The sequence below is a fragment of the Brucella daejeonensis genome, from assembly GCF_014199265.1.
Classification (GTDB): domain Bacteria; phylum Pseudomonadota; class Alphaproteobacteria; order Rhizobiales; family Rhizobiaceae; genus Brucella; species Brucella daejeonensis.
On the sequence record NZ_JACIJG010000003.1, the window covers coordinates 109573 to 131137 of the forward strand.

Consider the following 21565-nt stretch of genomic DNA (forward strand, 5'->3'; position numbering starts at 1 on the left):
GATGCGGCTGCGTGCCGAGGCGCCGCGCGTCACGCGGTTGTCGCGCAAGGTGCTGGCCGGGCTTGGCCTGGTCGCGAGCCTTGGTCTCGGCGGTGCGCTGGTCTATTCGCTCCAGACTCGCGACAGCGGCAAACCGCCAGAGGAGCTTTATTCGACCGACAACCGTTCCACGGCTGACGGTCTACAAGGCCTGCCGCGGGATTACGCAGGCGTGCCCCAGCTCGGGCCTCCGCTGCCCGGAGATCTCGGTCGGCCCATCCTCAGCGCCCAGAATCGAGGGCAGCCCGTGCCGACGCCCGGTGTCGCGCCAGCACAGCCGGGTATCAGTGCGGAGGAGCAGCGTCGCCTTCAGGAGATCGAGACGGCGCGGACCAGCCGGCTGTTCGCCGCGGCAGAAGCGCGTAACGCTGCGCCCGTCACGGCAACTGCGCCGAACGCGGCGACGCCGGATCTCGCCAGCCTCGGACTTGCGCCGCCGCCGGCGACACCTACGGCGCAGGAACGTCAGCAGGCTTTCCTCAATGCGCCCACCGACCGACGCACGGTCGCGGCCGATCGCGTTGCAGCTCCGGCATCCCCGAATATCCTGCAAGCCGGCGCGGTGATTTCCGCTGCGCTGATCACCGGGATCCGGTCGGACCTCCCCGGTCAGATCACGGCCCAGGTGACCGAAAACATCTATGACAGCCCGACCGGCCTTATCCTGCTCATCCCGCAGGGTACGCGCGTGATCGGCCAGTACGACAACAACGTGCAGTTCGGACAGAGCCGCGTCCTGCTGGTATGGAACCGCCTGATCTTCCCGAACGGCCGCAGCATCGTGCTCGAGCGTCAGCCCGGAGCGGACGCCGAAGGTTATGCCGGCCTTCAGGACGGCGTTGACTATCATTGGTGGGATCTTGCGAAGGCGGCCGGTCTTTCAACCCTGCTGAGCGTCGGCGCCGAACTCGCCACCAACGATGATGATCGGCTGATCGAGGCCATCCGAAGCGGCGGGCAGGATACGATCAACGACGCAGGGCAACAGGTCATCCAGCGGCAGCTCAACATCCCCCCGACATTGACAATCCGGCCGGGCTTCCCGGTCCGCGTGATCGTCACGCGCGACCTGATCCTCGAGGCCTATGGAGATTCATGATGCCCAAGCTCAAACTGGGTCCGATCGTCGATGACAAGCCCGTGAAGATTACAATTGAGCTTCCGGCGGACCTGCACCGCGACCTGACCATCTACGCCGAGGCCCTCGGTCGGGAGCAGGGCCAGATGATTGCGGACCCTACGAAGTTGATTGCGCCCATGCTGGAGCGATTCATGGCGACAGATCGGGAGTTCGCAAAAGTCCGCCACGCCAACCGATCTGGAGTTCGGCCTCCGGGTACACGCCCGCAGGCCGAATGAGGCGCCCGCCTATTGTTGTCTAGGATATCGGAACCGATTACCCGAGTCCCAGCCTCAGCCGGTACACTGCCTCAATCTATTAGGTCGGAGCCGCATAGCGTCGCTGCCTCGACAGTGTGGCTCCGGGTCAACTGCGCGGTGTGCAGGAATCGCAACAAGGCCGGATTGTCGTTCGTCGACGACCAGATAATGCTGAACGGCACTATGTCAGCGCGTGCAGTCAAGGGCCGCAGCACAAGACCAGGAACCTTGATGGCGGTCCACGCTGAAGCGACGAGCGTGATCCCTTGGCCAAGACTGACTAGATTCATCAGCGTTTCCTGCTGCGCGGCTTTTACCTCGACGTCAGGATAGGTGCTGTAGTCGGCGGACCGGCGCACGATGTAGTCGTGCACCTCCGGGCCGGGTTCACTCTTGCTCACGATGAAACGCTCTCCCTTGAGATCCGACCAAACCAGCTTCGCTTTGGCGGCCAACGGGTGAGCGTCAGGCATAGCAACATAGACGCGCTCATGCCCTAGTTCACGAGTCTCACATCCTGGGATCTCAGCCGTGCCTGTGATGATCGCGATATCCAACTGGCGCGTTTGGACAGCTGCGAGATGCTCCCTGCGGCCACCGTCACGTACGTCAATGGTGACCCGAGGGTGTCGGACTGTAAAGTTCTGAACAAGCTTCCTCAAGAATCCACCGGCCAGAGACGTCAGTATCCCAATTCGCAGCAGGCCTGAGTCAGCGCGACGCGCAGATCGAGCAGAGCGCCTTGCGAATTCCAGTTGCTCGAGAGCCGGTGATATCTCGGCCAGAAATTGTTGGCCGGCAGGGGTCAACCGCACACCACTTCGCTCCCGGTAAAAGAGCGAAATACCAAGATTGTCTTCCAGTCGTTTGAGCGCGCGGGTGACATTCGACTGGTCGACCTGGCATATCTCCGCCGTACGCCTGAGGCTTCCCACCTGCGCAGCGACCGTGAGGTAGTGAAATTGCCGGAGCGCGTGTCTCATCCGCGCTGCTCGCCAAACTCATTCATGGCGCGCGACGTCTTTCGCGCTAGGTAGACAAAACTGCGGCAAGCAGCGTGTTCTACGGTGTCGGTCAGGATCGTGGGCTTGGAGGTCCGCCGTTCCTCAAGACGAATCGTTTGTGAAGGCTCTTCGTTCAAGCGACAAGGCCTCCAGATATTGTATCGGTCGACCGACGCCCCTGCATGAAGCACGCGCCTCATTCCGCTTCCCCATCAACTGACAACTCCAATTGCATCCGCAGGGCATCTTCGGCATGCTTCTCGTGGAGCGCGATTTCGGCTCCATTTTCGCAACTTGAGATGCCCCCTGGTTTGAAGGGCCTATTATCTTTCAATTTGGATGGAGCAACGTCCGTGAAATGAGAGCTAGCAGGCGGTCGAGCAACACCACATGAGCAATTATCTAAGGTCATCGCGACACCATTGTCTTAGGCTTCTTGTCGGTCCACTGAGGCGGAAGACCGAATTTGGTCGCCAATGCACCCGGTATGCCGGGTGCTCGTCCGAATTCCTCACATGCCGCATATTTCGGTTTACCGCCGAGCCAAGACTGGATCCGGTGCGTCGAGGGAACCGAGATATCGAGTAATTTCGGCTCCCGGCCAGTGATTAAGATTCCAGAAAAGTCGCTCGCAAACTTCGTTACCTGGCTATAGGCGTCACCAACGTCGGAATACCGTGGTTTGTCTTGGAGGAAGTTGGCCCCTCGACCCCACATCATTGCGGCACGTTGGACATTCTGGCTATCAAGAGCTTCCGCCTCGACAGATAGGCCGCCCAGACCTACTGGTATGCGGGGTATCCCGATAAGCGGTATGTTGTCGGGAAGCGCGAAACCGCCGCCAACGCTTACCACGGTCGCCGCCGCCGCCACGTTCTTGTTCGTCGGCACGATGTCCGTCACGACGGAGCGGATCGTCAAATCCGCCGGCTGATCAGAGGAAACAATTCGATATTTGTCACTGAGTGCGACGCACAAGGCTCGATCCAGCGCATTTGTGACCAGAGAGCGATCGGCGTCCGATGCGACTTTGGACGCGGCCATAAAGGTGAAGCTGGTTGGTACGATCCGTATCGTCTTCACCTGCGCCAGTTGCGGGCCATCGACGTAAATACGCCGCTTCTTCCCGAACTTATCCTTCGGAGCGCTGAGGCTGCTGTAGGAGGTAAGGGTCCCGCTTTCCTTCAGGGGCATTGAGGTACACCCCGTCACGGCGAGGACCATGCCAATAATCATAACTGGGAATAGGTGCTTTGACCAAATGTCGACCAATCGACGAGAAAGATTAAGACTACGACGCACGTTAAACGGCCTCCATAATTGATTGTAGGAGGACAGTCGTCGCGAAGGATTGCCGCAGCATTACAAGAAGGTCGAGAGAGAGAAGGCGAGCGGAGTGGCTTTAGAAAGCACGGCAGAAGTGAGCGCAGCCCACGGCTGAGTTGAGGTCTTGGCTCAAAGCTTTATCGTCATTATTGTGCCATCTTGGTCACTTTGCACGAAAACGCGACCACCATGATTGGTGACAATCTGCTTGACCAGACTCAGACCAAGCCCGGTGCCTTGGCTTTTCGGGGTCACACGGTAGAATGGCTCGAATATCAGCTCCTAATGTTCAGCCGTTATGCCCGGCCCTTCGTCGGCCACGGCAATCGCGCCATCCGCTGAAAGAGAAACAGCAATCTCTCCCTTGCCGCCGCAATGATCGATTGCATTGCGAATAAGGTTGATGACTGCTCTCGCCAATGCTGGGGCGTTGCCGGGGCGTTCCAGTCTTTCAACATCGCTCTGAAAGGAAATCTGATAACCCGCGGCAATCGCCAAAAGAGCGATGTCCGCCACAACAGTTTGTACTATTTCGACCAGATTTAGCACGCCATCGATATCCGGCGACCTGATCGTTCCGTTCAAAATCGAGTAGCTGTTCGGCCGAGTCCGCCAAGCGTGCGACATCATCCAGCAACCGGCTAGACATCGTCATCCTTGATAATCTGTCGAGCCACAAACGACCGGCGGCGCGAGAGATGATCGAAGCCGCAGGCGCGACAAGGATGTTCCTTCCGCCATACAGCCCGGACTTCAATCCCATAAAAAGGCCTTCTCCAAGCTGAAGGCACGCCTGCGAAAAGCTGCCAAGAGAACCGTAACAGGACTATGGAACAGGATCGGAAAGATCATCGATCTCGTCGAACCGCAGGAGGCCCGAAAATACTTCGACTCTTGCGGATATGATCCAATATGAAAGGGAAACGCTCTAACGCTCTAACGCTCTAACGCTCTAACACTGGAAGAGAAGTATTGCCGCTGTATTACGGACGCCGATCGCTACGATGCGTAGAAGACCGCCGTGGGGGCGGCGCAGGGCCTGCGAAGCGCGTGTCGTCGCCCACGTACGTCCAGATGCGGCTCGTTGCGTACGGCAGCCGTCGGAAAACAAAAATGAACGTACTTACACGCCTTGAACAGCTTTCTGATCTCAGCACGCCTTTTATCGCTCGCGTACTAGTTCGCGGGATCCGGCCTGACCAACCTCAATTAATCTCTTCACGAAAACTAACGCGTCAAAGCTGCTTGCTGGCTTGGTTTCATTCTGCAGTGTTGTCTGGGAAAAAACGAAGGCGTCGATGTTCACGACAGGCAAGCATGTTGCCTGTCGCACGGTTTCGATGCCCGCGGTATTAGTTGTTGCGACATCCAGCCCGCCAATTCTTGTTGCGTCCTCTAGGTCGGTAGGCGTGTATGCGGTTGTGACTGCCATGTTGTGGGAGGTCAGCAGCACGGTCAGTCGGGAGGCTATTCCGGGATGTCCAATATAGAGGAGGACGTTAATACGTCGTGTTCCGGAATGGGAATGCATCGTTAAACTCCGAATGGTTAAGGTCTTCCGATGGGTGCGTTCGATCGAATCATCGCGGCAACAAAGTCGACCGCGATGTCTAAGCCCGAAGATTAGAAGCGATACCCCACGCCTAACATGGCGAACGGCTGTACGTCGTCCTTGACGATCGGGCTGTCTTTGGCATCTCCGAGCAAGAGCCCCGCGCCGGCGGCGCCGGTGATAGACCAATGTTCCGTCCACCTGTATGTGACGGAGCCCTTGAGATCGACGCGTTTAAACCCTGCTCCCGCTTCGTATTCCGCAAGACCGGAACGCGTCGACTGGGCGGACGTGATCCCGAAGTAGGATTCCATGTGTTTGCTGTCGGCCCAGGTGCCGGATAGGTCGGCCGAGAAAATAAACTTCTCGTACTGATACGACGCCTTGGCGCCGACCTTGCCGGTAAGCCCGTCGCTGCCGCCGATCGTCTTGTCGAGCGAGGCGTAGAGTTCGATAGGTCCTGTCTCGTAGCTGACTAGACCACCGACGACCCCGCCGACGTCGATATCGCCGAGCCCACGCAGATAATCGGAATCGTCTTCTTTTCGGCCCATTTCGACGCCGCCGGTCACGGCGAATTTCAGCCCGCCGTGCTGCCACACGTCGACCCTCAATCCATCTGCGTCGAGATGCACGTACTCGCCGAATTGAGCCGAGATAATGGGGAAAGGCTGAATCTCAAACTCATCCGATCCTTCGTATTCCGGCAGGTAAACTGACCCAACGCCGACCGTGACCTTCCAATCGTGCAGCTTGCCGCGGATCCCGCCAAACCGTTGGTTGTCAAACTGGCCCACAGAGGGGATTGCTGCCTCCCCTGTCTCGAAGTCAGCCGCGAACGCGATGGTCGAAGAGAGCATCCAAGCCGTGGTGATTGCCGCAACTGAAGCTTTGCCACGTGGTGTTTGCAGTATGATGGCAAACCGTGCACGCCGCGCGGATGCGTTCGCCAGGCAAGGTTTATGACGCTGAGCCACTGAAATATCTCCTGTTTCCTGCTGCGCTCGGAAACGGTTTGAGCGCGATTAACGCTGGAACAGTGGAAGAGAAGAATTGCCGCTGCATTACGGACGGCGGCAAAGAACGTTGGAAGATTTCATCCGAGGGGGAGGCGCCAGAAGAGCTGCGCTGGAGAAAACTTCTATGCAGCCGGCCACAATGGCAGAGCGAGCATCCTTGTCGAATGGACCAGTCACACGTCTCTTGCCCATGGTACAAAGTTCTCTTGCCTCACCGGGTAAGGTCTCAAAGACATCATTGGGGAATGCGTTCCCAGATGATGATGAGCAAGGCAATCGGGCCGCCGAAAAGAGCCCCGAACATGATCGCTGTGAGGATGAGGCTGCCGAGCAGTCGGGATATCCTTTTGCAATTCACGATCGTCGCCTATCGCGACTGCTGAACATCCTCCTGCATACGAGGATTTCGGAGTGACCGATCCGAAACCCAGCGCGTGAGGCTAACGACATAGGATAGGATGACCGGGAGCACGACAAGGGTCAGGACCGTCGAACTGACAAGGCCGCCGATTACTGCGTGGGCCATAGGGGCTCGTTGCGCACCTGCGCCGGAGGCTGCCATGGCAAGCGGGATCATGCCGAAGATCATGGCAAGCGTCGTCATGATGATGGGACGGAATCGTACCACACCGGCATTGGCCAAAGCCTCCAGTATTGAAAGCCCACGCTGGCGCTCGCGATTGGCGAAGTCGACCAGCAGGATGCCGTTCTTCGTGACGAGGCCCATGAGCATGATGACGCCGATCATTGAGAACATGTTGATGGTGCTTCCCGCAACCAGCAACCCGATGAGCACGCCCACCAACGACAGAGGCAGCGCCGCCATGATGGCGATCGGCTGAATGAAGCTTCCGAACTGCGACGCCAGCACGACGTAGATGAAGATCACTGCCATGGTCAGCGCCTTGAGCATGCTGGTGGTCGCCTTTTCGATGTCTTCGGCATCTCCTCCGAATTTGATCCGATATCCTGCCGTAAGGTCCTGTTTTTCGATAAGGGCTTCCAGATCTGCCGTCACATCGCCCGCCGCGCGACCGGAAACATCGGCGGAGATGAGGATTTCCCGCGTGAGGTCGAGTCGCCTAATTTCGGAGGCTCCCGGCACGAGATCCAGGTGCGCGACCTGATCCAATCTTACCATGCGCGGGCTTCCACTCTTGTCATCGCCTGGGATGGTGATCATCAACTCCCGAATGACTGCAGCGCTGGCACGTTGATCCTCGGGGAGTCGAACGACAACGTCGTAGGTTTCGCCGAGGGCGTCAGACCACGTGGCAACATCTTCGCCGCCGACGAGCGGCGGGAGCATTCCAGCCAGTTCTTGAATGCCGACGCCAAGATCGCTTGCCTGCTCGCGCTTGAGCCGCACCGAAAGGATGGATTTTGCATCGCTTGCGCTTGAGTTGATGTCGACAACGCCGGAGATCTTGCGCATTCCCTCCATCAGCTTTGCGGCAGCTTTTTCCAGTTCGGCCCGATCGTCACCCAGCACACTGAGCTGTATGGGACTTGCACCACCGCCGAGGCCCTCCTGTATGATCGCGATGTCTACCCCCGGAATGGCCGAGAGGCGCTGGCGAATTGGATCCGCCAAAGCAATCGGCGTGCGTTCGCGTTCGTGCTGAGGCACGAGACTGACGAGCATGGAAGCCTTGTGCTTGCCGGCGTTGCCGCCTGTGTTGACGGTCGAATAGATCGATGCCAGCTCGGGAAACTCCCGCAAGGCGTTTTCCACTTGCCCGATCTTAATGGTCGTATAGTCCAGTGACGAGCCGGCCGGTGTGGTGACGTTGATCTGAAACCGGCCCTCGTCGGCGTTGGCGACGAATTCGACGCCGACAAGAGGAATCATGAAGATGCTGCCTATGAAGACGCTAGTCGTCAGCAAAAGCGTGACGGCGCGGTGGCGCAGCGTCCATTCGATGATCCTTCGATAAATCTCCGCGAGTTTTTCAAAGCCGAGATCGAAGCGCGCGATAAGCCGCCCAATCGGTCCCCGTTTTGCATCGGGCTCGGCATCGGGATCATGCCAGACGCTGGAGAGCATGGGATCGAGCGTGAAGGCGACGAACAGTGAAATCAGGACGGCCGCTGATACGGTCACGCCGAATTCATAGAAGAAACGGCCGACCATGCCGTCCATGAAAGCGACCGGCAGGAAAACCGCGACGATGGTCGCGGTTGTCGCCAGGACGGCGAGACCGATTTCTTTGGTGCCGTCGAGGGTAGCCTTGAGATGCGACTTCCCCATATGAAGATGACGCGTGATGTTCTCGCGCACGACGATTGCGTCATCGACAAGGATGCCAATCGAGAGCGTCAGGGCAAGCAGGCTGAGCATATTGAGCGTGAAGCCGAGAAAATCGATGACGGCGAGCGTGCCGATCATGGAAATCGGTAATGTGAGCGCCGTGATGATGGTGCTGCGCCATGAATTGAGGAACAGGAAAACAATGGCGACAGCGAGCGCCGCTCCCTCGATCAAGGTTGTCTGCACCTCGCTCAGAGACTCGACGATGGGCTTCGAGGCGTCCTTGATCACTTGTAGAACTACATTCTTGTCCTTGAACCGGGTGTTCAACTGATCGAGCAGTGTGCGAACGTCCGTCACGACTTGTACGGTATTGGCGTCCTGAACCTTGACGATATCGAGCGCGAGCGCTGTTTCGCCATTATAGATCGCTCTGCTTTCCGGATCCGCCGGGCCGGTTTTCACGGTGGCCACATCGGACAGATAGACAGGCCCGCCGCCACGGCGGACGATGATCATGTCCCGAAACCCCTTCGGCTCCGACACCCGCGCCTGGATCTGGATGATGCGCTCGGAAAGACCGCTGATCACACTTCCGGCAGGCCGGTTCTGGCTGGTGGTTTTGAGGGCATTGATAACTTCATCGACGCCGACGCCAAATGCCCTCAGTCTGGATTCGTCGAGATGAATATGGATCTGCTGCTTCCGGCCGCCGACCACGGTTACCCGCCCGACCCCTGAGACCGTTGCGAGTTCCCGCACCAAGCGCTGCTCGACAAAAGTGGTCAGTTCCGGTATGTCGAGCGTCGTCGAGTTGATCGCGATCGAAAGGATCGGCTCGTCTGACGGATTGAAACGCGACACCACCGGCTTGTGGGACTGTTCCGGAAGCTCCGCGTCGAGGGCAGCCACTTTATCGCGGACATCCTGCGCGGCAATCGGGCTTTGCACCTCGAGCTTGAAGTTCGCGACGACGACGGATCGCCCCTCGTAGGACGTGGAGGTCACGTCCTCGATACCGCTGATCGTGTTCAACGCCTCTTCTATCGGCTTTGTCACTTCCATTTCGACGGTCTCGGGCGTCGCGCCGGGATAGCTCGTCGTCACCACGACGACAGGGACGTCGACATTCGGAAATTGATCGACGCCAAGTCGGTCGTAGGAGAAGGCGCCGAACACAAGAACCACGACCATCATCATGGTCGCGAAAACCGGATGGCTGACGGAAATACGCGTAAGAAACATGGTCAGCCCGCCTTCGTCATCGTGACGGCAAGATCCGGTTGAAACTCGGGCAAGGGCACGGTTACGATCGTGTCACCTGGTGTCAGGCCGGAGATATGGGCGTTTTCGTCTTCGAGCCATTTGGATATGACAGTGACCGGCTGACGAACAAGATCGCCTGCTACGAGTTTGAGCACATAGTCGCCTTCGTCGTCCTTTCGCAGCGAAGCAATCGGAACAACGATCGCGTCGTGATCCTGGCGAACCAGGATCGAGCCCGTTGCAAACACTCCTCCTCTGAGGCGACCGTCATCATTGGCGAGCCGGACATAGACGGCGACAAAGCGGCTGCCGTCATCGGCGGCTGGGCTAATCCGGGAAACTTCTCCTTGTATTACCTGTTCTTCAAAGCCGTCGATTGCGAGTTCCACTGGTTGTCCAGCCGCGACACGCGAAACATCCCGCGTGGAAACCATGACCCTCGCTTCCATAACGCTGATGTCGACGACCGTGAGCAGCTCGGCGTCCGCCCCCACACGCGCTCCCTGATTAACGGAGAGCTTCGAAACGATGCCGTCAAAGGGCGCGAGGACTTCGGCGTCCCGCAAGGCGGTACGCGCTATTTCCACCTGGGCGGCAAGGCTATCCAGCCGGGCATTCGCGCTGGCCACCTCGCTTTTAGCCTTGTCAAGCTGCTCCTGGCTCGTGACCTTCTTGCCCGTGAGCTGCTCGATCCTGTTCAGCGACTGCATCGCAAGAAGCATTTCGGCCATGGCGCCTTCACGATCCGCTTGCCTTTGCTGGAGGACGGACCGGAGATCTTCCGTCTCGAATTTTGCCAGGACGTCGCCCGCTCTTACCGCCTGACCTTCCCGGAAATCGATTTGCAAGATGCGGCCACTATTCCTGCCACGCAGGGTGGCTTGGTTGATCGGGCGAAGCTCACCGCTGACCCGCAGCCTCTCAACGAGGTTCGTTGGCTGTACTCTGGCAATTTCAAACGAAGAAAGTTCGATCAAGGGTCTTGTATCGTGCGCTGCTGCGCTCTGCACGATCCTCTTCAACCGGTCGTTCGTATCGACTTTTCCACTTGCCGGATTTATCATCACGCTCACGAGGTAGGCGCCGCCAAGAACCGTCCCCGTCAAAGCCAGCGCTTTCGTCCACTTCGTAGCCATGATGTCGATTCCTCATGATGAGCAGCAAGACGCCGAGCGTCCGTCCGCTTAGATTGTTGCATTTGAGTGGCTTCGATTTCTGCGGCTCGACAATTGCAGCAGCATTACCTGCCGATCTTTTTCTTCGCGTAATGCTGCTGCAATCCTTTGGGCGAAGATGATCGCAATGAAGCGAACGGAGGAACGATGAGGCTCCTGTTGATCGAGGACGAGAAGGAACTGGCCAACGCGTTATCGGCAGGCTTGGCAAAGCATGGAATCGTCACGGATCACACGATGTATCTTGCCCATGCGCAGGAACTGGTCCTCCAAAACGAGTACGATGCGATTCTTCTCGATCGTCGCTTGCCGGATGGCGAAGGCCTGACTTTCATTCCGAAGCTCCGGCGCACGGGCAACGGCACGCCGATTATCGTTCTCACCGCTCGGAATGAACCGATGGAACGCGTCGAAGGACTTGACTTCGGCGCGGATGATTATCTCGGGAAGCCGTTCCTGATCGAGGAACTTATGGCGCGCGTAAGAGCGCTCATGCGGCGGCATCCGGAGCTCGCCGAGCAGGATGTTCAGATTGGCCGGCTTTTGATCGACCCGCTGCATCTAACCGTCAAGATCGACGATGCTCCGCTCGATATGCCGAGGCGCGAACTCCTGGTCCTTCAGGCGCTGGCCAAGCGAAAAGGCAAGACGGTCTTGCGCTCGGCGCTGGAAGAGGCGGTTTACAATTACGAAGAAGAGATTCAATCGAATGCTCTCGACGCCCATATCTCACGGCTGCGAAAGAAGCTGTCGGATGCCGGCGCCGGAGTGATGATCCACAATATTCGAGGTGTCGGATATCTGTTGAAGGAGGAATAATGCGCTCAACGGCCAACACTTCGCTTTGGTGGAAGCTGAGCTGGCAGCTCAGCCTGGTTATCGTCGCCGTCGTCGGCGCAGTTATCTTCGGGCTTTGCGTCTGGGCCGGTACCATCATGTCGCCGAACATGGCCATGCAGCAGAAGATCGAGACGGCAATTGCCGGGGCGGCGGTGCGCGACGGCCAGGGGGGGCTGAGATTGCAGGAAACACCAGAGATGAAGGTGCTCAGGCAGGAGAACGGCTCGCTCTGGTATGTGGTGGCCACCGTGGATGGTGTGTCTGTGTCTCATGGCACCATCCCTCCAGCCTATGCCGAACTCACGCATCTGGTTCACCTGTTCGACGATGCGGATATAAGAGGGTCCGCCACGACCACCGAGGTCGCGACCATTGACAAAACCGAGACGGTAGTCGGGGAGGTTCGGATTCTGTTTGGCGGCGTGGCCGACAAAGGCTCGCCCGTTCTCGCCCTTCTGGCCAAGGCCTACCCGATTTACGTCTCTCTGCTCGCGGTCGCGTTGCCTGCTATCTTCCTTGCCGTTCCGCGGATTGTGAAACGCGCTCTCGCGCGGGTGAGCGATGTCGCCGATAGGGCTGCGCAGATCGAGCCGCGACGGCACGGAGCGCGCCTTCCTTTCGATGGCATCCCCAAAGAAGTCACTCCCCTCGTCACGGCGTTTAACGGAACGCTCGATCGTCTCGAAAAAGAGGCACAGAAACGCCAACGGTTCCTGATCGACGCGGCCCACGAGCTTAGAACTCCTATTGCAATCATGCAGACGCGGATCGACGGTATGTCTGAAGGACCGGAACGCTCCCGGATGCTAGACGACGTGGCACGTCTGGCCGACACCGCTGAACAACTCCTCGACTTTGAGCGCAACGACCAGGCGCTGGAACTGGATGGCAAGGTCGATCTGGTTGAAATTGCACAGACGGCCGTGGCAGACATCGCTCCTGTAGCGATCGCGGCGGGCTACCAGATTTCTTTTCAAAGCGACGTCGAGAAGCTGGAACGCAATGGCAGCGCTCCGGCCCTGGCAAGAGCAGTCAGTAATCTTATCCGCAATGCTATCGATCACTGTGAGGGCCGCGGAGAGATTGTGATTTCGGTCTCTATGGATGGCACGATCGCGGTGGCCGATCAGGGCCCAGGCATCCCGGCAGAGCATCAGGAATTAGTGTTCGAACCTTTCTATCGGGTGACCCCGAAAAGCAAGGGATCTGGTTTGGGACTGAGCCTTGTCAAGCAGATCGTCGGCAATCACCGCGGGCGTGTTTCGATCCAGAGCGACCGGCAGGGCACAACCGTAACACTTCTCCTTTGACGTCGCCGAGAGCCCCAGCAGGTACGTTGCCTGGGTTATTGTCCCGCGGGGCAAGCTTCATGCCTTCATTATCAATGAGCAAGGCGATCATGAGTTTGCCCGTTACGATGACGGATGCTTCACCCCCGTGGCGATATTCAAAGGCCGTGACTATCTACTCGGACCGCTTCCGGTCCGTGCTACGCCGGACGGAAAAGGAGTGCTGGTAGGCTCAAATTCCGGAACGGATCGCACGCGTCTAGCCCGTATCGATCTGGCGACGGGTGAGGAGCGCGAAGTCGATAGCCATCCGTCGGACAGCCTCGACACCCCCCGCCCGGAAGCCGATCCGCGGTATCCTCCAAGCCCGATCATGAACTTTGTCACCGGGGAACTGCTGGGTGCAAGATCGCCGGGCGCATGCACGATGACCTCATTAACGGCCTCGACTGGTTGCTTTGTCCTTGGCAAGGGAAGCGGGCGATGAATCCTTCATCGACGTCCTGTTCGCGAATAGTGCGAAGAAGTTACGGCCGCTACAACTTTGGGCGCCTACAAGTTGCTTGACCGTTTCAACCTCATTTAGATGTTAGCATGGCCAAAGCAGAAGGGCTGCTGTCGATGTCCGCCAACGTCGCGTGAGTGAGGGGGATGAAGGCGCTGTTCAGACGGCTTGCCTTGAATCGATCTCGCTAAGCATCGAAAACCGAAGTGGGAAGTTCGGTCACGCTATCTCCCAGCCGGGTGGGGCGAACACCTCGAAGCAGGCTAAATGCTGGCGAAGGGCTCTACGACACGAAACAGATGGTGCGGGTGGTCGGGCTCGAACCGACACTCCTTTCGGAACCGGATTTTGAAGGGAGTCGCGTTTACTGAATGTGCCTCCTCGCAGCAGGCCCCGCACGTTTCGAGCTTGTCTATCAGCGCCTGTTCGCTCCTATGCCGTCGGGAAAACCCTCCGATGCGTACGCTATAGCCCGAAAAGACCGCACGGAATTTCGACGGGGCTTCCAGTATCGGCATCTATCAGTCTCAATCGCCCCAGCAACGCAGGAGATTGAGCATGGCAAAGATCGAAACTATGCAAATTCGGAGAACAATTCGGCGACAGCAGTTGCGGGAGATGGTGCCGATGGCTGACAGCACTATTTATGAAATGGAGCAGCGTGGCGAGTTTCCCCGCCGGTTCGCGCTCTCGCCACGTTGTATCGTTTGGGATCTGGCCGAGGTCGAGGCTTGGCTGATGGCGCGGCGGACTGCGCCGATCCGGCGCGCCCAACACCCCGATGTCACCAAGCGTAAAACCCGCCCCGTCAAAGGGCGGGATCCAGCTCCATCAAGGGCATAGCTTGCGGCAAAAGCGTGGGCGCATACTTCCGTCCGTCGATCCAGGCGTCCACGGTATCCGCCCACTGCTGCATCATATGCCGACGCTGCACCTCATACTCAGCCTTGTTATAGACGCCGCGCGACGAACGCCCGTCCTCGTGCGCCAGGCACTTTTCGATCCAGTCGCTGTTAAAGCCCAGCTCATTTAGTAGCGTTGACCCCGTCCGCCGCAGATCATGGACCGTGAATGGCTCCAGTGGCAGCCCCTCCTTCTTGGCTCGCTCGACGACGGAGTAGGTGATCCGATTGAAGGTCGCGCGAGACATCGGCGCGTCCGCGTCATACCGGGACGGCAAAAGATATCGGGAGTTGCCGGAGCAAGTCTTGAGCGCGATCATGATGTCTAACGTCTGTCGGCATAGGTAGACGTTATGCGGCTTCGACCGCTTCATGCGCTCCTTCGGGATGGTCCAGACGGCGTTGTCGAAATCGATCTCGTCCCACACCGCATCCTGCAGCTCGCTCTTCCGGACCATGGTGAGGAGGTAAAGCTTCATGCCGAGGCGGATTGTCGGCAGCGTCGCGACATGCTCGAGCTGTTTGAACATGATGCGGATCTCGGCGGGTGAAAGCGCGCGATCCTTCGGGGTAAAGATGGCGATCGAGGCCGGACCGACGTCATCGGCCGGATTGGCGACCTTCTCTCCGTGAAGAATGGCGAAACCGTAGATCTGCTTCAGAATATCCCGCACATGGATGGCGGTCGCAGGCGCACCCCGCTCGACGATCTTGCCGCAATGGGCGCGCAGGTCATCAGGTGTGATCTCTGTCAGAAGTCGGTTCCGCCAGACGGGCATGAGTTCGCGTTCGAAGATGGAGCGACGCATCGCGCGCGTGCTGTCGGCCATCGGTGCGTTGGTCAGCCATTTCTCGCCGAACTGGCCGAAGCTCTTTGCTTCCTTGATCCTGCGCTTCTCCCGCTGCTTCTCGATGGCGGGGGACCGCCCCTCGGCAATCGCCCGGCGCGCATCAATGCATAGCTCTCGAGCCCTGGCGAGCGATATCCCGTCACGGGCATACCGACCGAGATAGACGGTCTCCCGCCTGCCGTTCAGCCGATAGTCGAGCCTGAACGAGATGGCACCCGACGGCGCGACGCGCACATACATGCCGTCACGATCGGATACCTTGTACATTTTAGCTTTTGGTTTCAAGCACTTGAGTGCTGCATCGGTCAACATTTCGGGCCTCCTTGCGGAAAAGTACCGTCACGCGGTTTTTGGAGGCCGATGGTGTCGAAAACGCTTATATTTCAGTGTATTAGCGCGAAAAAAGTACCGTCATTGGCCTCGTTTGACCTGACGGTACTTTCGTTTTCACGGTTGATCAATGGGGGCGAGGCCCGTCAGCAAGGCTGACGAACGCGATCTATGCCTACCGATAGATGTCGATAGGAATAGAAGGAATTTATTTTTGTTTTCAGTTGGTTAGATCGTATTTCAGCGTAAATTCGGCGGCGTTCGGATGGGCCTGAATCATTCCCACTCGATGGTGCCGGGCGGCTTCGAGGTCACGTCATAGACAACGCGGTTGATGCCGCGCACTTCATTGATGATGCGGGTGGCCGCATTGCCAAGGAAGTTCATATCGTAATGGTAGAAATCAGCGGTCATGCCGTCCACCGACGTCACCGCACGCAGCGCGCAGACGAATTCGTAAGTGCGGCCATCGCCCATCACGCCAACAGTCTGGACCGGCAGCAGAACCGCAAAAGCCTGCCAGATGGCATCGTAAAGACCAGCCTTGCGAATCTCATCGAGATAAATCGCATCGGCTTCGCGCAGGATTTCGAGCTTTTCGCGCGTGATCCCACCGGGGCAACGGATGGCCAAGCCCGGTCCGGGGAACGGGTGACGTCCGATAAAGCTGTCCGGCAGGCCCAGTTCCTTGCCGAGCAGGCGCACTTCGTCCTTGAACAATTCGCGCAGCGGCTCGACCAGTTGCATCTTCATGCGTTCCGGCAGGCCGCCCACATTGTGGTGCGACTTGATCGTCACCGATGGGCCACCAGTGAACGAAACGCTTTCGATGACGTCAGGATAAAGCGTACCCTGCACGAGGAAATCAGCGCCACCAAGCTTTTTCGCCTCTTCCTCGAACACTTCGATGAAAAGACGGCCAATCGTCTTGCGCTTCTTTTCCGGGTCGCTTTCGCCTTCCAGTTCGCCAATGAAACGGTCGGCTGCGTCCACGAGGATCAGCGGCAGATTGTAATGTTCGCGGAACATCTCGACGACTTGGCTCGCCTCGTCCTTGCGCATCAAACCGTGATCGACAAGGATACAGGTCAGCTGATCGCCAATGGCCTCATGCGCCAGGAGTGCTGCCACGGAAGAATCCACGCCGCCCGACAGCGCGCAGATCACCTTGCCGCTGCCGACCTGCTTACGGATTGCCGCAACGGCCTGCTCGCGGTATGCGCCCATCGTCCAGCCCGGCTTTACGCCGACAATGCGATGCACGAAATTTTGCAGAAGTTTTGCGCCATCCGGCGTATGCACCACTTCCGGGTGGAACTGCACACCGTAATATTTGCGCTTCTCGTCGGCAATCGCCGCAAAAGGCGCATTCGGCGAGGTGCCGATGATGGTAAAACCATCAGGCAGCGACGTCACGCGGTCGCCATGGCTCATCCAGACCTGATGACGGGTGCCCTTAGCCCAAATGCCAGCAAACAGCGGACTGTCTTCCTTCACATCAAGGAAGGCGCGACCGAATTCGCGGTCGTGGCCATTTTCCACCTTGCCACCGAGCTGGGCGCAGATGGTCTGCTCGCCATAGCAGATGCCAAGAACCGGAATGCCTGCCTCGAACACGGCCTGCGGCGCGCGCGGCGAGCCGATATCGACCGTTGAATGCGGGCTGCCCGAAAGGATCACGCCTTTCGGCTGCAATCGCTTGAAGGCTTCTTCCGCAGACTGGAAGGGAACGATTTCACAATAGACATTGGCTTCGCGCACGCGGCGCGCAATCAGCTGCGTGACCTGACTGCCAAAGTCGATGATAAGGATTGTGTCGGGATGTGCCGTGGTGCTCATGTGCAGCGTCTATTGAAAAAGGGACGAATTTGCAATGTCTAAATAGGGTTTATACCAGCGCCTCTCAACAGGAGAGTGACGCAAAACCACCCTATCCTGACATAACATTGTCAGGAAGTGATAGAAGACCATCGGCAATAGCTACTTCCAGTTCTTCGACTGCCGCAGCCATTTTTTCATCGATGACATGCAGATATTGCGTCCAGTCGCCGACATGATGCAGCTCTTCCGCCCCATCCGATATGCCGCGCAGACCGAACAGCGGCACGCCATGGATCTGGCAGGCGCGCAGGCAGGCAAATGTTTCCATATCGACCATATCCGCATCGATCGTCTCATAGACCTTGCCGGAAACGATATTCCCGCCGGTCGAAAGCGATGCACGGCTAAGACCCGGCAGTTGGAATGGCAGGTCGATCACCGTCGGCAAATCCAGAAACGGTGTCTCGCCCTTGGCAAAACCCAGCGGCGAAGCGTCCATGTCGCGATAGGAAACGGAAGAGACCTGAAAGACTTCCGCTTGTGGCAGCTTGGCGGAACCGGCAGAGCCGAGCGAAATTACCAGATCGGGGCGTGTATTGTCCTGCTCCATGCCGACCAGAGCGCGCGACAGGTTGATTGCGGCCTCGACCGGCCCAACGCCGATCATGACGGGCGTGAAGAGCCTGGCCAGATGACGCCCATATTCGGCATCCGCAGCCATGACATAAAGGAGACGTCTTCCGGCGACGGTCTTGATCATCCCTGCAAGCCTTTGCGATCCTGCACCACCATCATCGTGCCCGTCATCGTGGCGATGAGGCGCACATCCGTATCGGTCACCGCGAAAGCCTGTCCGTCGCTGACCATGATCGTGCGGCCGGGCTTGGTGACTTCACCGCGAAACAGGAAGCGGTCGCCCCGCCCCGGCGCCAGCAGGTTGACCTTGAATTCGATGGTCAGAACAGCGGCATCCGCAGGCATCAGCGTCAGCGCGGCATAGCCGCAGGCGGAATCGAGTGCCGCGGAAATCATGCCCGCATGGAGAATGCCGTGCTGCTGGGTCAGCTCTTCGCGAAATGGCATCTCGATTTCAACAATACCCGGTTCACAACGCGTCAGCTCCGCGCCAATGAGTTTCATGGCCGCCTGCCGTCCGAAACTCTCCTCGACGCGCTCCCTGAAATCCGGCTCCGCTATGTGCTGCGCTGACATCACGCCCCCAGTAGTTTATTGTTTTTGCAGAATACTCACATAAAACCCGTCAGTGCCCGTGGACAATGGCGAAAATACGCTGCCATGAGCAGGATAAACCGGCGCGTCATCGCCTGCATCAGCGACCACCGCATCCCAAATGGATTTCGGCGCGACCTCGGTAAAATCGGGATTTTCAGCCAGAAAACGTGTGATCTGGCGCGTATTTTCCTCGGCGAACAGCGAACAGGTGACATAGGCCAACCGTCCGCCCGGCTTGACATAATGCCTGGCCGCTTCCAACACCTCTTGCTGATCCTGCACGCGGCGTTCGAGTTGCTGATCGTTGAGACGCCACTTGGCATCCGGCCTGCGTCGCCATGTGCCGGAGCCGGTACAAGGCGCATCGGTCAGCACAAGATCCATGCGACCGGTGAGCGGGTCGAGCGCATCGAGATTGCCATGCACCTGCGTGTTGCGCACGCCTGCGCGCTGCAAGCGCTCATACATCGGCGACAGGCGCGCCAGCTCCGCATCATAGGCGTGAACCTGACCGCTATTGCCCATGCAAGCTGCCAGCGCCAGCGTCTTGCCACCAGCGCCCGCGCAATAATCAAGCACCTGTTCGCCCGGCTTCGCACCGGCAAAAAGCGCCGCCAGCTGCGAGCCCAGATCCTGCACCTCGAACCAGCCATCGAGAAAAGCCTGTTCACCCTGCACATTGGGATGACGGCCCAGCGCTTCGATGGGCGGAATACGCAGCGCCTGGTCGAGCAAAGGTGCGGGCGCAGCGCCTGCTTTTTCAAGAATGGCAAGTGTCTGGGCGGGCGTGGCCTTCAGCGGATTGACGCGCAGATCGACCGGCGGGCGCGCGGCAAGCGCCCTGCCCTCCTCCACCCAGCGGCTCCCGAAAAGCTCTTCCAGAGACGGTGCGCACCATTCCGGCACATCGGCCTGAACATGGGCGGGCGCTTGCGCAATATCGCGGGCCTCCCATGCGGCGCGGCGCGGCTGTTCCAGCGTTTCGGGCGCGAATTTGTCGTCTTCGAGTACTGTATCAATCGCCGCAATATCCATGCCGCCATCGACAAGCAACGCGCCGAAGGCCAAAGCCCGTGCATCGTCGGCATCCATGCGCCATGCGATGGACGATTTGCGCCGCAGCACGTCATAGACAATATTGCCGATCACCGCGCGGTCGCCCGCACCTGCGAAACGGTGCGCAGAACCCCACTCTTTCAGCACATCGGAAGCCGGTCGCTTGCCCGCTTCGATCTCGCCCAGAACTTCAATCGCCGCCTGCAGGCGTCCGCCAAGCCGCATGGCTTCTCCTTATCTTCATGACATCCGGGCATAGCCTTCCTTGACAAGAAAAGGCAATGGCCAAATCAAAAAAGCCGACGCGGCTTTCGCTCCGGCTCCTCCTTGCGAAACAACAGTCTGGTCTTGTTCGGCGGCGCTCACATCTTCAATGACAGAAAACGTGTTAGCCGACTGCATCATCGGAAGCGCAAACGCGTTAAAAATAATCCCACCGAACTCCATGCCGGCAAATCATCCCGCCCGTCTCTTAAGACTGCATTAAGCTGCGAGGCATAGCCACCGAACGTTTGATTCTAAACGTTTTATCTGGAGAGGTTAATGAGGTGGTCGGATTTGGGGATATATGGCGCGGTCTTCTGCCTGAGCTTGGCATATTTCGGTGTGACGAGCGATAGCTCGCGCTCGAAACCGGCTTCGGCGCCGCCGCGTACCGGCAATGTCGCGGCAAGCAGCAACCAGACTGCGCCGCAAACCACGGCAGCAGTCACCAGTCGAGAGACAGCGCCCGCAAAGGCCGCGGAGCCGGAACAGACAGTGTGGGACATACCCGATCCCGATACGCTGCCTGATGATGCATGGGGGCGTACCGTGCGGCAAGGACGCGACATGATTACGCAAACCTATGCGCATATCGGCCCTGAAGTGGCCGACGAAACGAAGCGCTTTGCAGGCAATAATCTCTCTTGCCAGAGTTGCCACCTTGAGGCGGGGACCAAACAATATGGCTTGCCACTTGTCGGGGTTTACGGGGATTTTCCACAATATCGTTCACGTGAAGGCCAGATCGGGACAATCGAAGACCGGGTCAACGGCTGCATGACCAGAAGCCTCAACGGCAAGCCGCTGCCGCTCGATTCTACCGAAATGAAAGCCATGGTGGCCTATATCAAGTATGTTTCAGCAGGCACGATTGTCGGCGAAAGCACCAAGGGCCGTGGCTCCGGCAAAATACCCGAATTGAAGCGCCCAGCCGATCCGGCGCGCGGTGAAAAGCTCTACGCTGAAATCTGTAGCCTGTGCCATGGAGCCGATGGACAGGGCAAACGCGTCGGCGTCGTCGGCGATGCAAAGGGTTATGAATTTCCACCTCTGTGGGGACCGGACAGCTTCAACAACGGCGCAGGCATGAACCGGCTGATCTCGGCCGCGAATTTCATTCATGCCAACATGCCGAACGGCGTATCGCTGGAAGAGCCGCAACTGGAACCGGAGGATGCATGGGACATTGCGGCCTTCTTCCAGTCGAAGCCGCGCCCGACAAAAGCCAGCCTGGAAAACGACTTCCCGAACCGGTTGGAAAAACCCGTCGATGCGAGCTATGGCCCATATGCCGATAATTTACCGGCACAGGTGCACAAGGTCGGCCCCTTTGATGAAATCAGGGCCGAGATCAAGAAGCTGAAGGCAGCGACAAACTAAAGTATGTCGCGGAAAAGTGGGAACCGGTTTTCCGCTCAAGACATGCGTAAAAACAAAAACTTAAAGCGTGTTGCCTGAGTAT

Annotated in this window: 19 protein-coding genes and 2 pseudogenes; 7 read left to right on the plus strand and 14 right to left on the minus strand. The window is 58.3% G+C overall.

All coding sequences use genetic code 11. From position 1 onward, the window contains the following. Nucleotide 1: 1 nt before the first annotated feature. The gene (locus FHS76_RS04505; protein ID WP_235992577.1) at nucleotides 2-1138 is read left to right on the plus strand and encodes a TrbI/VirB10 family protein; all 1137 of its coding nucleotides are present in this window, start codon (nucleotides 2-4) and stop codon (nucleotides 1136-1138) included. Further along, nucleotides 1138-1398 (plus strand): DUF2274 domain-containing protein, encoded by a 261-nt coding sequence (locus FHS76_RS04510; RefSeq protein WP_183648700.1) that lies wholly within the window; start codon nucleotides 1138-1140, stop codon nucleotides 1396-1398. Before FHS76_RS04505 ends, FHS76_RS04510 begins: the two co-directional genes overlap by 1 nt. Before the next feature lie 71 nt (nucleotides 1399-1469). On the opposite strand, the gene FHS76_RS04515 is transcribed toward FHS76_RS04510, so the two are convergent. From FHS76_RS04515 to FHS76_RS04525, 3 genes and pseudogenes are all read right to left on the minus strand, one after another. Continuing rightward, nucleotides 1470-2402, minus strand: a complete 933-nt coding sequence (locus tag FHS76_RS04515; RefSeq protein WP_183648703.1) for a LysR family transcriptional regulator — start codon at nucleotides 2400-2402, stop codon at nucleotides 1470-1472. Nucleotides 2403-2831: 429 nt separating this feature from the next. Then, nucleotides 2832-3659 carry a DUF3313 domain-containing protein gene (locus FHS76_RS04520; RefSeq protein WP_183649305.1) on the minus strand — a complete coding sequence of 276 codons (828 nt, stop codon included), beginning with the start codon at nucleotides 3657-3659 and terminating at the stop codon, nucleotides 2832-2834. 219 nt (nucleotides 3660-3878) lie between these two features. After that, nucleotides 3879-4389 (minus strand): annotated as a pseudogene (locus FHS76_RS04525) (sensor histidine kinase); the annotation flags it as partial. Nucleotides 4390-4393: 4 nt separating this feature from the next. On the opposite strand from FHS76_RS04525, the pseudogene FHS76_RS04530 reads away from it, so the two are divergent. After that, nucleotides 4394-4665: pseudogene (locus FHS76_RS04530) on the plus strand (transposase); the annotation flags it as partial. A 246-nt stretch (nucleotides 4666-4911) separates the two neighbouring features. Here FHS76_RS04530 and FHS76_RS04535 read toward each other — a convergent pair. From FHS76_RS04535 to FHS76_RS04550, 5 genes are all read right to left on the minus strand, one after another. Then, nucleotides 4912-5280: a hypothetical protein gene (locus FHS76_RS04535; protein WP_183648705.1), complete on the minus strand. Its 369-nt coding sequence runs from the start codon at nucleotides 5278-5280 to the stop codon at nucleotides 4912-4914. A gap of 92 nt (nucleotides 5281-5372) precedes the next feature. Further along, nucleotides 5373-6278, minus strand: coding sequence for a MipA/OmpV family protein (locus FHS76_RS04540; protein ID WP_328700435.1), 906 nt, complete (start codon nucleotides 6276-6278; stop codon nucleotides 5373-5375). 277 nt (nucleotides 6279-6555) lie between these two features. After that, a complete protein-coding gene (locus FHS76_RS22715) occupies nucleotides 6556-6678 on the minus strand; it encodes a hypothetical protein (RefSeq protein WP_268902620.1) in 123 nt (40 codons plus the stop codon). A gap of 9 nt (nucleotides 6679-6687) precedes the next feature. Next, nucleotides 6688-9816, minus strand: a complete 3129-nt coding sequence (locus FHS76_RS04545; RefSeq protein WP_183648708.1) for an efflux RND transporter permease subunit — start codon at nucleotides 9814-9816, stop codon at nucleotides 6688-6690. A 2-nt stretch (nucleotides 9817-9818) separates the two neighbouring features. Then, the gene (locus FHS76_RS04550; RefSeq protein WP_183648711.1) at nucleotides 9819-10973 is read right to left on the minus strand and encodes an efflux RND transporter periplasmic adaptor subunit; all 1155 of its coding nucleotides are present in this window, start codon (nucleotides 10971-10973) and stop codon (nucleotides 9819-9821) included. 186 nt (nucleotides 10974-11159) lie between these two features. Between FHS76_RS04550 and FHS76_RS04555 the strand changes: the two genes are divergently transcribed. The 3 genes from FHS76_RS04555 to FHS76_RS04565 all read left to right on the plus strand — a co-directional run bounded on the left by FHS76_RS04555 (nucleotide 11160) and on the right by FHS76_RS04565 (nucleotide 14489). Next, the gene (locus tag FHS76_RS04555; RefSeq protein WP_183648714.1) at nucleotides 11160-11831 is read left to right on the plus strand and encodes a response regulator transcription factor; all 672 of its coding nucleotides are present in this window, start codon (nucleotides 11160-11162) and stop codon (nucleotides 11829-11831) included. Next, nucleotides 11831-13162, plus strand: coding sequence for a sensor histidine kinase (locus FHS76_RS04560; protein ID WP_183648717.1), 1332 nt, complete (start codon nucleotides 11831-11833; stop codon nucleotides 13160-13162). Before FHS76_RS04555 ends, FHS76_RS04560 begins: the two co-directional genes overlap by 1 nt. Before the next feature lie 1042 nt (nucleotides 13163-14204). Further along, nucleotides 14205-14489, plus strand: coding sequence for a helix-turn-helix transcriptional regulator (locus FHS76_RS04565; RefSeq protein WP_183648720.1), 285 nt, complete (start codon nucleotides 14205-14207; stop codon nucleotides 14487-14489). On the opposite strand, the gene FHS76_RS04570 is transcribed toward FHS76_RS04565, so the two are convergent. The 6 genes from FHS76_RS04570 to FHS76_RS04595 all read right to left on the minus strand — a co-directional run bounded on the left by FHS76_RS04570 (nucleotide 14455) and on the right by FHS76_RS04595 (nucleotide 20286). Then, nucleotides 14455-15711 (minus strand): tyrosine-type recombinase/integrase, encoded by a 1257-nt coding sequence (locus tag FHS76_RS04570; RefSeq protein WP_183648722.1) that lies wholly within the window; start codon nucleotides 15709-15711, stop codon nucleotides 14455-14457. The genes FHS76_RS04565 and FHS76_RS04570 overlap by 35 nt on opposite strands. Before the next feature lie 294 nt (nucleotides 15712-16005). Further along, nucleotides 16006-17568: a glutamine-hydrolyzing GMP synthase gene (gene guaA, locus FHS76_RS04575; protein ID WP_183648724.1), complete on the minus strand. Its 1563-nt coding sequence runs from the start codon at nucleotides 17566-17568 to the stop codon at nucleotides 16006-16008. 91 nt (nucleotides 17569-17659) lie between these two features. Next, entirely contained in the window at nucleotides 17660-18310 is a 651-nt protein-coding gene (locus FHS76_RS04580) for a 5'-methylthioadenosine/S-adenosylhomocysteine nucleosidase (RefSeq protein WP_183648726.1), read from the minus strand. Beyond that, on the minus strand, nucleotides 18307-18762 hold the full coding sequence (locus FHS76_RS04585; protein WP_183648728.1) for a PaaI family thioesterase: 456 nt from the start codon (nucleotides 18760-18762) through the stop codon (nucleotides 18307-18309). The genes FHS76_RS04580 and FHS76_RS04585 overlap by 4 nt, the downstream gene beginning before the upstream one ends. A gap of 15 nt (nucleotides 18763-18777) precedes the next feature. Next, nucleotides 18778-20064, minus strand: a complete 1287-nt coding sequence (locus FHS76_RS04590) for an RsmB/NOP family class I SAM-dependent RNA methyltransferase (RefSeq protein WP_183648730.1) — start codon at nucleotides 20062-20064, stop codon at nucleotides 18778-18780. A 15-nt stretch (nucleotides 20065-20079) separates the two neighbouring features. Further along, on the minus strand, nucleotides 20080-20286 hold the full coding sequence (locus tag FHS76_RS04595) for a hypothetical protein (RefSeq protein WP_183648732.1): 207 nt from the start codon (nucleotides 20284-20286) through the stop codon (nucleotides 20080-20082). 96 nt (nucleotides 20287-20382) lie between these two features. Between FHS76_RS04595 and FHS76_RS04600 the strand changes: the two genes are divergently transcribed. Further along, nucleotides 20383-21483 (plus strand): c-type cytochrome, encoded by a 1101-nt coding sequence (locus FHS76_RS04600; RefSeq protein WP_183648735.1) that lies wholly within the window; start codon nucleotides 20383-20385, stop codon nucleotides 21481-21483. The last annotated feature ends 82 nt before the right edge of the window (nucleotides 21484-21565 follow it).

Bases quoted from the DNA above. Each gene is read 5' to 3' on its own strand.
- FHS76_RS04600 (WP_183648735.1), top strand. From the start codon at position 20,383: ATGAGGTGGTCGGATTTGGGGATATATGGCGCGGTCTTCTGCCTGAGC.
- FHS76_RS04535 (WP_183648705.1), bottom strand. From the start codon at position 5,280: ATGCATTCCCATTCCGGAACACGACGTATTAACGTCCTCCTCTATATT.
- FHS76_RS04570 (WP_183648722.1), bottom strand. From the start codon at position 15,711: ATGTTGACCGATGCAGCACTCAAGTGCTTGAAACCAAAAGCTAAAATG.
- FHS76_RS04505 (WP_235992577.1), top strand. From the start codon at position 2: ATGCGGCTGCGTGCCGAGGCGCCGCGCGTCACGCGGTTGTCGCGCAAG.
- guaA (WP_183648724.1), bottom strand. From the start codon at position 17,568: ATGAGCACCACGGCACATCCCGACACAATCCTTATCATCGACTTTGGC.
- FHS76_RS04520 (WP_183649305.1), bottom strand. From the start codon at position 3,659: ATGATTATTGGCATGGTCCTCGCCGTGACGGGGTGTACCTCAATGCCC.
- FHS76_RS04515 (WP_183648703.1), bottom strand. From the start codon at position 2,402: ATGAGACACGCGCTCCGGCAATTTCACTACCTCACGGTCGCTGCGCAG.
- FHS76_RS04580 (WP_183648726.1), bottom strand. From the start codon at position 18,310: ATGATCAAGACCGTCGCCGGAAGACGTCTCCTTTATGTCATGGCTGCG.
- FHS76_RS04545 (WP_183648708.1), bottom strand. From the start codon at position 9,816: ATGTTTCTTACGCGTATTTCCGTCAGCCATCCGGTTTTCGCGACCATG.
- FHS76_RS04590 (WP_183648730.1), bottom strand. From the start codon at position 20,064: ATGCGGCTTGGCGGACGCCTGCAGGCGGCGATTGAAGTTCTGGGCGAG.
- FHS76_RS04555 (WP_183648714.1), top strand. From the start codon at position 11,160: ATGAGGCTCCTGTTGATCGAGGACGAGAAGGAACTGGCCAACGCGTTA.
- FHS76_RS04550 (WP_183648711.1), bottom strand. From the start codon at position 10,973: ATGGCTACGAAGTGGACGAAAGCGCTGGCTTTGACGGGGACGGTTCTT.
- FHS76_RS04510 (WP_183648700.1), top strand. From the start codon at position 1,138: ATGCCCAAGCTCAAACTGGGTCCGATCGTCGATGACAAGCCCGTGAAG.
- FHS76_RS04595 (WP_183648732.1), bottom strand. From the start codon at position 20,286: ATGGAGTTCGGTGGGATTATTTTTAACGCGTTTGCGCTTCCGATGATG.
- FHS76_RS04560 (WP_183648717.1), top strand. From the start codon at position 11,831: ATGCGCTCAACGGCCAACACTTCGCTTTGGTGGAAGCTGAGCTGGCAG.
- FHS76_RS04565 (WP_183648720.1), top strand. From the start codon at position 14,205: ATGGCAAAGATCGAAACTATGCAAATTCGGAGAACAATTCGGCGACAG.
- FHS76_RS04585 (WP_183648728.1), bottom strand. From the start codon at position 18,762: ATGTCAGCGCAGCACATAGCGGAGCCGGATTTCAGGGAGCGCGTCGAG.